Source organism: Myxococcales bacterium (genome assembly GCA_022184915.1).
Taxonomy (GTDB): domain Bacteria; phylum Myxococcota_A; class Polyangia; order Fen-1088; family Fen-1088; genus JAGTJU01.
This window is the reverse complement of sequence record JAGTJU010000001.1, coordinates 229,845-243,301: the sequence shown is the minus strand read 5'-3', so window position 1 is coordinate 243,301 and position 13,457 is coordinate 229,845. Positions and strand designations below refer to the sequence as shown.

The 13,457-nt window shown below is 63.4% G+C and carries 14 protein-coding genes; 8 read left to right on the top strand and 6 right to left on the bottom strand.

The features are described from left to right. Positions 1-98 precede the first annotated feature (98 nt). The gene (locus KA712_01085; protein MCG5051529.1) at positions 99-4,370 is read right to left on the bottom strand and encodes a DEAD/DEAH box helicase; all 4,272 of its coding nucleotides are present in this window, start codon (positions 4,368-4,370) and stop codon (positions 99-101) included. A 462-nt stretch (positions 4,371-4,832) separates the two neighbouring features. Here KA712_01085 and KA712_01080 point away from each other — a divergent pair, with 462 nt between their 5' ends. From KA712_01080 to KA712_01065, 4 genes are all read left to right on the top strand, one after another. Then, the gene (locus KA712_01080) at positions 4,833-5,024 is read left to right on the top strand and encodes a hypothetical protein (GenBank protein MCG5051528.1); all 192 of its coding nucleotides are present in this window, start codon (positions 4,833-4,835) and stop codon (positions 5,022-5,024) included. Beyond that, a complete protein-coding gene (locus tag KA712_01075) occupies positions 5,024-5,503 on the top strand; it encodes a hypothetical protein (protein ID MCG5051527.1) in 480 nt (159 codons plus the stop codon). Before KA712_01080 ends, KA712_01075 begins: the two co-directional genes overlap by 1 nt. A 147-nt stretch (positions 5,504-5,650) precedes the next feature. After that, on the top strand, positions 5,651-5,935 hold the full coding sequence (locus tag KA712_01070; GenBank protein MCG5051526.1) for a type II toxin-antitoxin system prevent-host-death family antitoxin: 285 nt from the start codon (positions 5,651-5,653) through the stop codon (positions 5,933-5,935). Next, positions 5,932-6,336, top strand: a complete 405-nt coding sequence (locus tag KA712_01065; protein ID MCG5051525.1) for a type II toxin-antitoxin system VapC family toxin — start codon at positions 5,932-5,934, stop codon at positions 6,334-6,336. Before KA712_01070 ends, KA712_01065 begins: the two co-directional genes overlap by 4 nt. Positions 6,337-6,627: 291 nt before the next feature. On the opposite strand, the gene KA712_01060 is transcribed toward KA712_01065, so the two are convergent. The 5 genes from KA712_01060 to KA712_01040 form a co-directional block, all read right to left on the bottom strand. Continuing rightward, on the bottom strand, positions 6,628-8,238 hold the full coding sequence (locus KA712_01060; GenBank protein MCG5051524.1) for an ATP-binding protein: 1,611 nt from the start codon (positions 8,236-8,238) through the stop codon (positions 6,628-6,630). A gap of 93 nt (positions 8,239-8,331) precedes the next feature. Further along, the gene (locus tag KA712_01055; GenBank protein MCG5051523.1) at positions 8,332-8,616 is read right to left on the bottom strand and encodes a hypothetical protein; all 285 of its coding nucleotides are present in this window, start codon (positions 8,614-8,616) and stop codon (positions 8,332-8,334) included. A 267-nt stretch (positions 8,617-8,883) separates the two neighbouring features. Next, positions 8,884-10,350 carry an IS66 family transposase gene (locus KA712_01050; protein MCG5051522.1) on the bottom strand — a complete coding sequence of 489 codons (1,467 nt, stop codon included), beginning with the start codon at positions 10,348-10,350 and terminating at the stop codon, positions 8,884-8,886. Positions 10,351-10,433: 83 nt separating this feature from the next. Next, positions 10,434-10,781: an IS66 family insertion sequence element accessory protein TnpB gene (tnpB, locus tag KA712_01045; protein MCG5051521.1), complete on the bottom strand. Its 348-nt coding sequence runs from the start codon at positions 10,779-10,781 to the stop codon at positions 10,434-10,436. Continuing rightward, entirely contained in the window at positions 10,775-11,128 is a 354-nt protein-coding gene (locus KA712_01040; GenBank protein MCG5051520.1) for a hypothetical protein, read from the bottom strand. Before KA712_01040 ends, tnpB begins: the two co-directional genes overlap by 7 nt. A gap of 84 nt (positions 11,129-11,212) precedes the next feature. Between KA712_01040 and KA712_01035 the strand changes: the two genes are divergently transcribed. The 4 genes from KA712_01035 to KA712_01020 all read left to right on the top strand — a co-directional run bounded on the left by KA712_01035 (position 11,213) and on the right by KA712_01020 (position 13,444). After that, positions 11,213-11,428 (top strand): hypothetical protein, encoded by a 216-nt coding sequence (locus tag KA712_01035; GenBank protein MCG5051519.1) that lies wholly within the window; start codon positions 11,213-11,215, stop codon positions 11,426-11,428. A gap of 326 nt (positions 11,429-11,754) precedes the next feature. Then, a complete protein-coding gene (locus tag KA712_01030) occupies positions 11,755-12,999 on the top strand; it encodes an ISNCY family transposase (protein MCG5051518.1) in 1,245 nt (414 codons plus the stop codon). Then, positions 12,996-13,277, top strand: a complete 282-nt coding sequence (locus tag KA712_01025; GenBank protein ID MCG5051517.1) for a hypothetical protein — start codon at positions 12,996-12,998, stop codon at positions 13,275-13,277. Before KA712_01030 ends, KA712_01025 begins: the two co-directional genes overlap by 4 nt. Then, positions 13,271-13,444: a hypothetical protein gene (locus KA712_01020; GenBank protein ID MCG5051516.1), complete on the top strand. Its 174-nt coding sequence runs from the start codon at positions 13,271-13,273 to the stop codon at positions 13,442-13,444. Before KA712_01025 ends, KA712_01020 begins: the two co-directional genes overlap by 7 nt. Positions 13,445-13,457 lie beyond the last annotated feature (13 nt).

Here is a 13,457-nt window from a genome sequence, read left to right as displayed (position 1 = left end):
CTGGCCGCAGCGATGGTGTCGATGGCCAGGATCATCGGCAGCGGCTCGCTGTGCAACAGTCCAGGGATCCCTGGTCCGGCACCACCCGGCCCCGGCATTCAGTCCTCGAGAAGCGCCAGCAGCGCCTCGACGTCCAGGTGCGTGGGCTTGTCCGTTCCCGCAAGTAGATCTTCGGCCAGCGCGCGTTTGCGGGCGTGAAGCGACAGGACCTTTTCTTCGATGCTGCCTTTCGTGACCAGTCGATAGATCGTGACCGGGCGGGTTTGGCCCCAGCGGTGCGCGCGATCGCTTGCCTGATCTTCCACCGCCGGATTCCACCACGGGTCGAGGTGAATGACGTAGTCGGCCGCCGTCAGATTCAAGCCAAAGCCGCCGGCTTTGAGGCTGATGAGGAACGCATCCACCTGGCCTTTCTGAAAGTTCGTCACGGCCCGAATGCGAGCTTTCTCCGGTGTGCTGCCGTCGAGGTATTCGTGCGAAACCCCTGCCGCGTCGAAGCGAGCTTTCACCAGGGCGAGAAAATCTACGAACTGGCTGAACACCAGGCATCGGTGCTGGTTGTCCCGTAGCTCGGCGACCAGATCCATCAACGTGTCGAGCTTGGCCGATTCGATGTCCGCATTCGGGGTGACGAGGCGGGGGTGGCACGCGGCCCGCCGCAGCCGGGTGATCTCGGCCAGGATGTTCATTGCCTGATCTCGCGCGGGGCCAAGTCTTGCCAGCTTCGTCAGCGCCCGCCGGCGAAGCGCCTCCGTGAAGGCACTCTCGGCGGCCGAGGGCTCGACCTCGAGGACGATCTCCGTGCGGGGGGGAAGCTCGGTCAGGACCTCGGACTTGCGCCGGCGCAGGATGAATGGGGCGATCAGCGTTTGTAGATTCCGGCGCGCCTCGCGATCGTCGTCTCGCTGGATGGGCTTGGCGAATCTGTCCTCGAAGGCCTTTGCATCGCCCAGTAGACCCGGGTTGGCGATGTTCATGAGACTGAACAGATCGCCCAGGTGGTTCTCGATGGGTGTGCCGGTCAGACAGATCCGCGTCTTCGCCAGAAGCCGGCGGGCCGCCTGCGCACGCTGGGTGCCCGGGTTCTTGACCGCCTGGGCCTCGTCGATGACCAGCGTCGCCCAATCGATGACCTCGATGCGATCGAGGGCATTGACCATACCTGCGTAGCTGCAAAGCAGAACGTCGAAGGGGCCAAGGCGCTGGCGCAGATCGGGCGCATCGTCGCCCGACAGGCGATCCAGCACGATGACCCGCAAGGTCGGGGCAAAACGGCGGGCCTCCTCGACCCAGTTGTGTTTGACGCTGACCGGGGCCACCACCAGCGCCGGGCCCAGGGCCGCCCGTTGCACCAGCAGCGCCAGGGTCATGAGTGTCTTGCCCAGCCCCATGTCGTCTGCCAGGATGGCTCCGCCCTCGAAAGCGGCCACGCGGCTGAGGAAAGCAAAGCCCTCTTGCTGATACGGACGAAGCTGCGCCTCGAAGATCTTTGGGACTTCGGGCTGTGACGTGTAAGCCACCTCAAGCCGTTCGAGGTGGCGAGCGGCGGCCGCGTTCGCCGTCACGCTGCGAGCGGCCTTCAGCTTGGACAGCCACCCCGTGGCAAACCAAAGCGCCACGGGGGGCAGGCGCAGCGTGTTTTCGGTTCCGTCCTGCTTTTGCGCGGCGGCCTCTAGCGCACCGAGGTGCTCTGCCAGTTCCGTCGTCAACGTGACGTAGCGGCCAGGTGCAAGTTCAATCACTCGCGTGCTCAGCACCTGCCGTTCGAGCAGGCGGAGCATGGGCAGCACCAGCTCGTCATCGACCTTCGCGTCTGCAGAGATGGTCAGCCACGTGCCCACCTCGTCGACCTGCAACCTCAAATTGGCAAAGTCAATCTCGCGGACCCATTCGATGCGCTGGTCCCCTGACCACACCAAGCCAATCCGATCCTCCGCCGCCAGTTGCATGAGGCGCCTGACCAACTGCACGCACGTGTAGAGATCGTCGATGCTTGGGGATGCGCCCTTGGCCGTGCCCTCGAGCTCGGGCACAGTGGCGATCAGCTCGGCGTATCGTTCGGCTTCGAGGCCAAGGTCGCGCTGACAGCGCACGCGACCTTGCGCCGTCTCGGCCGCCAGGTTGGCAAGACCGGTGCCCGGCACGACCTGCGGCCCGCTGGGCCCCAGCGGCGCCACGAACGCTTTCGCGGTGAGGCTGTGCCCCTTCTGGGTCAACGTGACCACGGGGCGTGGGTCGGCGCTGACCTCCGTGACTGCGGCATCGGCGGTCACCGCGAGATCCGAGTGAATCGTGAACAGGGGCGCAAGGCGGGCCACCGCTTTCATCAACGCCGGCTTGCCCTCGGGTGGAATGGGCGGCAGCGTGCGAATCACGTCGTAGGCGGCGCGCGCGTCGGCGCCGAAGAACATCACGCGAATCAGGCTGCGGCTTTCCACCAGGATGCCAATGTTCGTGGCGTTGGGTGCAGGAACGACCCGCAACGTGAGCCCGTCGGCGGTCTCGTGAACTTCGACAGCTGGTTTTCCGTGGGTCACCGCCACGGGCCCGTCTTGTGGCGACTCGCTCCAGAACAAAAGCGGGTGACCGGACAGGTACAGGGCCGCCGTCTGCCGGAACTCGTGCGTCGTTCCCCGTCCGGTCTGCGAGGCCTCGATGGCCTTGATGAGTTCATTATCGGCCCTGAAGATCGGTACCCCCGGGTCGCCGGAGACCAGCTTCTTGAGCGGAATCGGGCGGCCGACGTCCCACCCCTCGCCGCGGCGCTTTTGTACCTGCGGCTCGATGTGCAGGTTGACCACATCGCCCAATGTGCGTGCGTCCAGCGCGGCGCTGACGGGCCGGAGGTTTCCGTTGATCTTGGGCTTCAAACAGAAGATGAGTCGGGTGTTCGCATCGGCGTCGGACGCGTTCGGGGGCGGCAACGGCTCGGGCACGGCAACGGTCTCGAGCGCTTCCAGGGCGCGTTTCCATGCAGGCTCGGACGAGGCCAGCTGCAGCAGACTGGCGGTAGAGGTGGCCAGCGTCTGCGTGCCGGTGCGTTCCTCCAGGGCCGCGCACACGTGGGTCAGCTGATCGGCCAGGTACCTGAAGCCCGCGGCCACAAACAGGGCCCGGGCGCTCTCGGCCACCTGGATGCTGACGCCGCGTGAACGCGAATGCCGGGCAGACAGCGGCCAGAGCGCCTCTGCGAGCATGGCCGGAAACCACAGCGCAGGTTCGTCCCGGCCGTACAGGTGGTCCGCCACGATGCTGACCACCAGCCCGTCGGTGGCGCGCTCTCGTTCGAGCAGACGGGTGTAAAAGGCCCGGTAATCCTGGCGTCGCTGCGCGGCGGCCTGCACTCCCAGAAGAGCACGCGCGCTGGCATCCCCCGTGGCCAGGACCACCCCCAGCAGGGGCGCGGCGAAGCCCTCGAGACGGGCCTGACGCTTGTCCTTGGGCCCCCGCGAAGCCGCGAAGGCCTCGTGAACCCGCTGGCGTGCGTCGGCCCAGCGGCCTTCCCGCAGGGCGAACACGGCCCGCGCGCACAGCGCCGCGGACGAAGACATCGTTGCCAGCGTGGTGTCGGCCGTCTCGTCTCCCGGACCCAGCGCAAGCCAAAGGGCGGCCTTGGCCCGCAGGTCCTCGGGCTGAGCGGCATTGGCCAGCACGCCTCGCAAGAGATCGGGGTGCGGCATGTCAGGTTCGGCAAAGGCACGCTCGAGCACGCGCTTGGTCCAAAACGTCTGCATCGTCGGGGGGAGCAACGCCACGGCCCCGGGCGGCGCTTTGACGGGCACCACGTCGCAGATGAACGGCGCTTCGCCTCGCGTTGGGGGCGTGTGCTTGTCCTGAGCGGCGAACAGGTCATGAACGTCATCCAGGCGGTCCAAATACATGGCCAGTCGACATTTGAACACGGCGTCCTGCCGCGCCTCGGGGGCGTACCGTACCGAAAGGCCGTGCGAGGGCAGGTCCACCCTGGTCGTGCGGGTGGGGAAGTGGTGCGCGAGTTCCTCGAGCAAGGGCCGGGTGGCCTTCGAGGACAAATGATGATGGGCCGCCCCGGGGTCGACGTCGTACGAAACGTCATCGCTCGTGCGAACCATACCTTTCGATGCCCAACTTTCCACGAAGGGCAGCAAGGCTCCCGCGGATATCAAGGTACCCTTGCCAGCGGCGCCGGGCCTCACCGGTACGCGCAGATTCGTGGCGCGTAGCCGCTCGGATAGCTTCGAGCGTGTCCATCGCCCCATGAGGCATGCCACCGTCCAGCAGTGGGCTTCGAGCGGGGACGACACGCTGGGAGATGCGAGCATGGACGTTACCGCCGCGACTTGGCCGATGCCTGCGGAGCTTCTTTGGCGGGTGGCGGTGGGCGCTGTCATGAGGGGATGATTCCAATATTCGGACGCGCGACTCAAGCCCCAACCCTGAATGGTCACTCTGGGGGTAGCGATAATGCTACTTTTTCGGCATGGGTCGCCGGTGAAGCTCTCAGTCGAACCCGTCAGTGCTGGGCGGGCCATGGGCGAGTTGGCGTCCGCGACGGCCATGGGAGTCAGGCGAGAACGTTTGTAGCCACCTCGCGATTAGGAGGCTGCGGTTCTCAAGAGATGTCCATTTAGGTCTCGGCAATCACGCCCCAAGCAAAAGGCCGCGGGCGGAGTGACGGCTTGGCGTCCTGGCGCGTCAAATGAGTCCTGTACAGGAGGTTCTGGGATGCATCTCACCAGAGAACTCATCGCGGCAGGAGTCCGCCGAAGCTCGAGCCGCGAAAACGGTTGCGAGCTCGGCGCGCTGACACGTATTCGAATGCGCACCGCGCGAAACCGCATAGACTCTCGTTCATGTGGTTTCCCGTCGAAGAGCCGTGGCAATACCGGATCCTTGACCAGCTTCCGCCCGGCATCGATGCCGCACAACTGGCGCAAGCGCGTTCAGCGACCCCGACGGAACGGGTCGAAGCCATGCGTTGTCTGGTGGAACTCGGCGAGCAGATTCGCACAGCGATGACAAAAGAGCGCACGGGCGACCGATGATGACCAACTTCGCCGAGCTTTTTCGTCGCCTCGCGGAGGAGCATGCGGAGTTTGTAGTGGTGGGAGGTCTTGCGGTGATTTCTCATGGGCACGTGCGGGCGACGCTGGACCTCGATGTCTGTTACGCGCGCACGCCTGAGAACGTTGAACGCTTGGTTCGTGCGCTCGGGCCACTTAACCCAAAGTTGCGTGGAGCCCCACCTGAGCTTCCGTTCTACTGGGACACAAAAACGCTGCGCAACGGCCTGAACTTCACGCTGACAACGTCCGCTGGTGACATTGACCTCCTGGGCGAAGTCACCGGCCTCGGCGGGTATGGCGACATCGCGTTGCGTGCGGACCTGGTCGATCTATACGGAGCCCAGGTCCGGATCCTGTCCCTGAGCGATCTCATCCGGTCCAAGGCCGCGGCGGGACGAGCGAAAGATCTCGTTGATCTCGAGGCGCTGCGCCGGCTCGAAACGATGGCAAAGCCGTAGGGCTTGGCGCAGGCGCACGTAGAGTAGGGCCCAGCCAGCGGGTCTATCCGCCGGCTGAGCCCTACTCTACATCCACTGGCGATGTGATTTCCTGCCTCGATCTTTAGACTTCTTGACCAAACTAGTAGAAAGTACTATTTTTAAGAGATGGCCAAAGTCTCGGTTACCGAACTGAACCAGCAAACAGCCAAGGTGCTTGAGCGGGTCAAAGCTGGTGAATCGCTTGAAGTCCGAGAGTACGGCCGCCCCATCGCTCGTATCGTCCCCGTTCTCTCTAACGAATCGATCATCGACCGGCTCGTCAGTGAGGGGCGGGCCATCGCTGCAACCAGCTCTACGGATGCTCTGTTAACACCACTTCCTCCGCCCTCGGGCACTGGCCCGTCGCTTTCTGAAGTGCTCGATCAAGCGCGCCAGGCAGAGCGATCGTGATCTATCTCGACACCTCTGCCCTAGTGAAGCTCGTGGTGCGCGAGGCAGAAACCGTGGCGCTGCAAACTTGGATCAGGTTGCGCGCGGGCGAGACGTTCTTCTCGTCACAGCTTGCGCGTGTTGAGCTTGTTCGAGCTGTTAAGCGAGCAGCGCCGGACCATCTTGATCGTGCGCGCGGCGTTCTAGCGGCCGTTGCCCTACTCAAAATCGACGATCGGATCCTTGCGACCGCGGAGAACCTGCCTCCGGACGTACTGCGAAGCCTCGACGCCATCCACCTTGCAACGGCCTTTACGTACCTGTCTGATGTCAGCGCCTTCGTGACTTACGACGTTCGCCTGGATGAAGCCGCGAGATCTTTGCGGATCCCCGTCGAATCTCCTTATTTGCAAGAGCGCTGAGGCGCTGGTGGCCGAGATTGCGGGAAACCAAGACCCCGCCGAATCAGGGGATGTAAGGTGCCGGAAGATTCACGGGAAGAGCGGTGACAGGATGTTCTGCATGACAAGCACCTGTAGACGCAAAGTGAAAATGTCCGCTTTGTACATCCCGACGCCTTCGTCCCCTGCTTTTCGAAGCCAACCGCGGAACTGCGGACTCGGTGAGGTCGAGCCGCTCGCAGACCGCCGAGATGCTCTCGTCCCCTGATTGGCACAGCTTGACGACATCCGCACGCCTTCGCGCCGCCGCTCTCACAGAGGACCTTGCGGCGAAAACCTATCGAGCCAAAGTAGCAAGTTGGCAATGGCAGCGGCTTCGTGAATTCGCCCTCCGCGCCTCTGGGACGGGTCGAGAAAACGCACTTGTTCATCAGGTGTTGCCACAGCCACCACCCAGCGCCACCCCAGGCGGGCAGCTTCCGCTTCCATTCTTTTCCAATCGGCTGAAGGCAGGCTCAGTGGCAGGGTCGTCCGTTTGACCTGAACCCCTAGCTGAACGCCGCCTCGAATGGCGAGTAGATCGAAGGCGCCCCTCGACGCGCGTGATTGATAAATGAGATCGAATCCCAGGCGGGCCAGGTGGGCCGCCACATTCGCTTCAGCCTCGTCGCCAATCACTTTCATTGGCACCGCAGCGCCGCCAGGACCACGCCATCTCAGCCACGATGCGAAGACGGGATCGGTCAAGGCGTAGAGATCAGCCCGCTTGATGATGGCATCACCAAGCCGTTGAACATACGTCTTGGTTGCGGCACTCGATGCACGAATCGTTGCGGCCAACTCGAAGAGGCGCTGTGGCCTCGTTGCCAGCGCATCGAGAACAGCGGCCAACGTACCCGATCGGCCAACCAAACGCCCATGTTCGTTGAGAAAGTGCAGTGACAGGCGCCCGGTATTGGAGAACACCAGTTCGCCAAGCACGTCCTTCAACAGGTCGGCATCCCCATCCTTGCCCGGCCGACTCCAGGATTGCCCGAAGAGTTGAAGATAAAAAGGGTGGCCTCCCAACACTTCATGGACCTTTTTGGCGAAGTCTCGCGACAAAGGGGGGTCATGGTGGGGCGCGCACAAGAAACCGATCGCGTCTTCACGGTCGAATGGTCCAAGATCCATGATGTCGAAGTGGCCAAAGAATGGCGACCGCTTCGAGGTCACCAAGTCGAGCAGCATCGTCCTTTCCGAACCTGAGATGACGTAGCCAACGCGGCGATGACGTTGCCAAAGCGCACGAAGCATGGGAATGACGTCGCCGCCCTTGCTTTGTGGTTTCGACGTGAGTTCTTGAAACTCGTCTATAGCCACGATCACATACTGATCCCAGGCTTGAGCGAGTTGTTCGGGCAGATCGACGCAGGCGCGCAGCGCTGGTGTTTCATCCATGCCGTCAGCCAAGCTGTAAACGGCCGTGCGCACGCCTGCTGGCAACGACGCGATGCGATCAGAGTGCTGCAAGGTACGGCGCAGCTCGTCAGGCGATGCGGAGAGGCTTTCGAGGGAAACGCCCAGGTCGGAAGAGATGACCCTGTCGAGAATGCGGAGCGCCACGACCTTGAAGATTGAAGTGATGTCGGGCGCGACCTCGAACGTATCGGCCACGGCGAAAATCGTCTTGTGGTGAACGGCGCGACGTCGCTCGAGTTCCCGAAGCAGGCTGGTTTTGCCGATTTTTCGCGATCCGATGAGGGCGATCCAATGAGGATGCCCCTGCTCCAGCCGGTCCACCGCCTGGCCCAGCTTGCCGAGTTCGTGGCTCCGATTCCAAAAATCCCGCTCCGTAACCGGAATGTGTGAACTGAACACAGGGACATGATACAGATGCCAGGGAAGTAGGCAAGGCTGCAGATTAGCAACTTTGCTAATCAAGCCGTCGGGAAAAAGAGGCTGATTTTATTCAGCTCCATGCTTAGCAAATCAGCTAACAGGCAAGGTCGCCGGCCACGCCAGCGCACGGCGTTGTCACCCGCGCGCCCGGCACGGCTCGAGTTTACACGCCACCTCGAAGAAGGCGGGGGCCGCCGGCTCCAGCTCCGAGTGCAGAAAAACGCAGCCGGCGGTGTAACGCCTGCGTACCTCCTCGGGCAGAAGCTCGACATGGAAGAAGTTGTCTCCTCCCGCCCTCCCAGTTGGCGCCCTCACGCGCGCCCGGCCCTCGCGGCGGGCGCGCTGCTCGCGGCGCGGCCATTGGCTCAGGCCTGCGGACTTCTCCGAGTCGACGCCCGCGGAGCCCTGGTCAACCGGCATGGTCGCTCGTGTCGGGGCACAAGGTACACCGCGAGTACGGCGTACTCGAATGGGCCCCTGGTTCAGGAAGTTTTCGCGAAGGCCTTCTCTGATGGTTGCCGCGCGGCATTTGACGGCTTCCGCCCCTATGTGGCCCTATGCGCCCTTCCTGGTTGTTATCGCGAGGAACGTCGCCATAGATTGGTTCCGCCGCCAGCGCAGGGAGTTGGTGCTACGTGACCCATCAGCGACACCGGGATGACGGCCGCCGAAAGGCGTGCGTGGGCTTCAGCCGAGGGTCTTCTTGAATGCGGCTGGGGTGAGGGCGTCGAGAGGGAGTCCGAAGACGTCGCGGTGGGTGCCGAGGCGCTCGAAGGCCCAGGCGAGGTAGGCCTGGGCCGCGACCCCCTGGGCGCGGCAGGTGGCGATGATGCCGAGGAGGACGCAGGCTCGGTGAGCACCCTCCGTGCTGCCGGCGAAGAGCATGTTGAGTCGCAGCTTGGCGACGTTCTGGAACTCGCGCTCGGTGGGCGAGTTGTCGATCGGAACGAGCGGGTCGTCCACGAAACGGAAGAGCGCGTCGTGGTGGTTCTTGTAGTAGCGGATCGCCACGGCGAGTGGCTCGGACGGCAGGAGCGTCGGAGAAACGGCATCGAGCCAGCGCTTGAATTCTGCAATGAGCGGACGGATGAAGGTTTGCCGATGCTCGAGGAGTTGGTCGCCACGAAGGCCGAGCTTTCGGGCCCGTTCCTCCTCGCCATAAATCGCGCCCAAGAATGCGCCCCCTTCGACCGCGAGCACGGGCTGGGTTGCCTCGGCGTCTCGGAACTTCCGGCGTCCGTGAGCGTTGCATCCCGCCTCCAGCACGCGCCCCGAGGCGAATACATCGTTGAAGCGATGCTCGGCATCTTCGGTGAGGGTTCCAGTGAAAGGCGCAAGCTTCTTGGCGACGGTCTCACCGCTCTTGTCAGCCTCGTACTGGAAGACGGCGACTTGGTCGTTGCGATAGAGCTCGATGTAGCCGTTGTGGGCGGCGGGAAGCTTGGGAATGAGTACCTTCAATCCTGTGCCGTCCGTCGCCATCCATCTGCTGCCGAGCAGCTGCTTCCAATGAAGGCGATCGACGCCCGCCAGCAAATCGGAGGCGCGCTCGATGAACGTCACGAGCGTGCTCATCGCGAGCGGAATGCTGCGCTCCGCGAGGTCGCGACGGATGCGGTCGAGCGGCGTCAGCAGCCAGAACTTCTGGTAGACGAGCCACGCGAGCCATTCACAGGTAACCTTGGATCGCTCATACGGAGCGGGCAGCGATCGCATCGTGGTGCGCTCCCCACACGCGCGACAGCGGCACGTGTAGCGGCGAACCACGCGGCGGCGCTGATGCTCTTTGACGACGTGGAGCTTCTCCTCGATGAGCTCGTCCACCAAGTCTAACGCTGCGCTGCCGCAGTCGCCGCACTCCTTCGGCCGCAGCTCATGCTCCTCCGCCTCGAGGTGCTTGGGCAGCGGTTTGCGGCCCGTGGGCTTCCTCGGCTTCTTCGGCGCTGGCTCCTCGGCAGGCTTGTCGGGCGCTTTCGGACGCTCCTCGAAGGCGCGTCGATGCTCGCCCTCGACGACCGGTGGTGATGCGGGCGCGGACGGCGCTACTGTCGGGGTCGGTTTTCGCTGCTTGCGTTGCGCGATGGCGAGCAGCTCGGCGACGCGATCATTGAGCCGCGCCAGCTCGAACAGGAGCTGCGCGATTTGCTTTCGCATCTCCGCGTTCTCCCTTTGCAGGCCTTCGAGCTCGTCCACAGATCAGTAGAGATCATGATCTGCGATCCGTGTCGATCCCCTAATTACACTTTTCGCCGATACCAGCCCCGCCGAGCGGCGGTGAAGTCGATCCCGGCCAGGAGCGAAGCGAAGGCGGAGCCATCGATTGCGACCTGGGGCTTTTCGCCGTCGAGGGGCGGAAGCTGGAAGCTTCCGGCTTCGAGTCGCTTGGCGAGCACGCACCAACCCGAGCCGTCGAACCACAACGCCTTCGCCAGCCGCCGGCGCTTGTTGAAGAAGAGGTACAGATGGCCGTCGACCGGATCGAGCCCGAGACCCCTGACGGCGCCGGCGAGCGCATCGAAGGATCCACGCATGTCGAGCGGCGCGACCGCGACGAACACGCGCACGGTCGCGGGGAAACTCAGCACGAGCGCAGTACCTCGATCACCTGGCGCAGCAGCACCATCGATGCATCGTCGCCGAACTCAACCCGCCCCGCGGCGAGCTTGACCACGTAACGAGCAGTTCCAACAGTGCCGCGAGGTGGAGCGGGAACAAGCTCCACCAAGGCCGGCCGGACCATCTTCCCTTTCACCCGTCGCTGTCCCCGACTTTGCGGCGTCCGCCGCTCCAGCGCCATCACCCAGGCGTGCAGCGAGCGCCCATCGATCCCACGGGCCCGCGCCCAGTCACCGATGCTCACCCGCGACAGCTTCGCGGCCGCCAGATACTCCTGTGCCTCATCTTCGTTCCGAATCTTCCGTCCTGCTGCCAAGTGCAACCTCCAAGCCGTGCAGGAGCCTGCCGGACCGGGCCACCGCCGTCATCCCGCCGTCGCTGATGGGTCACAAAGGAACGATTGCGTGCCCAACGCGCGGAGGCTGAATCAGCGGGACCAACGCCCACGGGCATTAACCCTGGCGCAGCGGAAGCCTTCGCCAGCTATTTGCAAGAGTTTGACCGGGAACAAAAAGCCAAGCAGCGTCGCTACACCGAAGCCGCACGCGCCCGCAGAGCCGCAGCCCGCGAGGCGTCGCAAAACTGCCTGGACCGAGGCACCAACGGCGCCGCGTAGCCGTAGCGGCGGGAGTAGCTCACCAGCCGCTGCGGCATGCTTTTGGCCCTGCACTTGCCCACAGCTGCACGTCGCCACCCGCCCTGGGCATGGGCCGTGCCCGCCGTGCATCTATGGACAAGTGGCCAAAACCCCGCCTCCGCTAATACCCCCTGACGCGCCGCATGGAGGACATTTCTAACTTGCAGAAAAGCGGACATTTCTACTTTGCGTTGACATTTGTAGACGCAAAGTGAAAATGTCCGCTTTGTGCAACTTAGAAATGTCCTCTTTTGGGCGCCGCTGCCTGGCAGCCTCGGGCCGCAATGGCCAGGGATCTTGTCACGATGAGCGCGCTGGAAATGGACCGAATGCAGGTCGTCCAGCGAGTGTTGGAAAAGCGGCTGACGCAAGCAGAAGCCGCCATGGTTCTGAGTCTTAGTCAGCGCCAGGTGCGCCGATTGTGCCAGTCCATGAGGCGTCAAGGGCCTCGGGCTCTCGTGTCGCGAAAGCGCGGACGCCCCAGCAACCGTCAGTTGCCGGAGGTGGTGCAAGAGTACGCCGTAGGTCTCATCAGTGAGCGCTACAGGGACTTCGGGCCGACGTTGGCTCACGAGAAACTTACTGAGCTACATGGCGTTCGTGTATCCCGGGAGACGTTGCGCAAGTGGATGATCGGCGCCGAGATCTGGACGCCGCGGGCGCAACGAGGGCCGCGCATCCACCAGCCGCGAAGACGGCGGGACTGTCTTGGTGAGCTGGTTCAGATAGATGGGAGCGATCACGAATGGTTCGAGGGCCGCGGACAAAGATGCACCCTGTTGGTGTTCATCGACGATGCCACGGGAAGGCTGATGGAGCTGCGCTTTGTGGAAGTGGAATCGGCCTTCGACTACTTCGATGCGACTGCAAGCTACGTACGGAAGCATGGAAAGCCAGCGGCCTTCTATAGCGACAAACACAGCATCTTCCGAGTAAACCAGGAAGGTTCAACCGGTGCGGCAAAGGGTGTCACGCAGTATGGTCGCGCATTGGGAGAACTAAACATAGACATCATTTGTGCGAACACAGCGCAGGCCAAAGGTCGTGTAGAGCGCATGAACAAGACGCTGCAAGACCGTTTGATCAAGGAGCTGCGGCTTCATGGTATCAGCAATGCGGAAGATGCGAATGCCTTCGTCCCTGCCTTTATGGACGCCTACAACAACCGCTTCGAGCGTGCTCCTCGCAGTCTTCATAATGCCCACCGTCCCTTGCTTGAGGGCGAGGACTTGAATCTCATCTTCACGTGGCAAGAGGACCGAAAGCTGTCGCAGAGTCTGGTGGTGCAGTTTCAGAGAAACTCATATCTGGTCGAACCAACGACAGAAACGAGCAAGCTTGCGGGAAAGACCGTGCGCGTGCACTTGTGGAAAGACGGCCAAGTGCAATTGCGCCACAACGTGACCCATCAGCGACGGCGGGATGACGGCGGTGGCCCGGTCCGGCAGGCTCCTGCACGGCTTGGAGGTTGCACTTGGCAGCAGGACGGAAGATTCGGAACGAAGATGAGGCACAGGAGTATCTGGCGGCCGCGAAGCTGTCGCGGGTGAGCATCGGTGACTGGGCGCGGGCCCGTGGGATCGATGGGCGCTCGCTGCGGGCCTGGGTGATGGCGCTGGAGCGGCGGACGCCACAAAGTCGGGGACAGCGGCGGGGCAAGGGGAAGGTGCCCCGGCCGGCGTTGGTGGAGCTTGTTCCCGCTCCACCTCGCGGCACCGTTGGGACTGCTCGTTACGTGGTCAAGCTCGCCGCGGGGCGGGTTGAGTTCGGCGACGATGCATCGATGGTGATGCTGCGCCAGGTGATCGAGGTACTGCGCTCGTGCTGAGTTTCCCCGCGACCGTGCGCGTGTTCGTCGCGGTCGCGCCGCTCGACATGCGTGGGTCCTTCGATGCGCTCGCCGGCGCCGTCAGGGGTCTCGGACTCGATCCGGTCGACGGAAGCTTCCAGCTTCCGCCCCTCGACGGCGAAAAGCCCCAGGTCGCTCGGCAGTAGATGGATGGCGACG

Coding starts and splice junctions, on each gene's coding strand:
- KA712_01075 (MCG5051527.1), top strand. CDS start 5,024: ATGACCAACTTCGCCGAGCTTTTTCGTCGCCTCGCGGAGGAGCATGCG.
- KA712_01080 (MCG5051528.1), top strand. CDS start 4,833: ATGTGGTTTCCCGTCGAAGAGCCGTGGCAATACCGGATCCTTGACCAG.
- KA712_01055 (MCG5051523.1), bottom strand. CDS start 8,616: ATGCCGGTTGACCAGGGCTCCGCGGGCGTCGACTCGGAGAAGTCCGCA.
- KA712_01085 (MCG5051529.1), bottom strand. CDS start 4,370: ATGACAGCGCCCACCGCCACCCGCCAAAGAAGCTCCGCAGGCATCGGC.
- KA712_01050 (MCG5051522.1), bottom strand. CDS start 10,350: ATGCGAAAGCAAATCGCGCAGCTCCTGTTCGAGCTGGCGCGGCTCAAT.
- KA712_01070 (MCG5051526.1), top strand. CDS start 5,651: ATGGCCAAAGTCTCGGTTACCGAACTGAACCAGCAAACAGCCAAGGTG.
- KA712_01030 (MCG5051518.1), top strand. CDS start 11,755: ATGAGCGCGCTGGAAATGGACCGAATGCAGGTCGTCCAGCGAGTGTTG.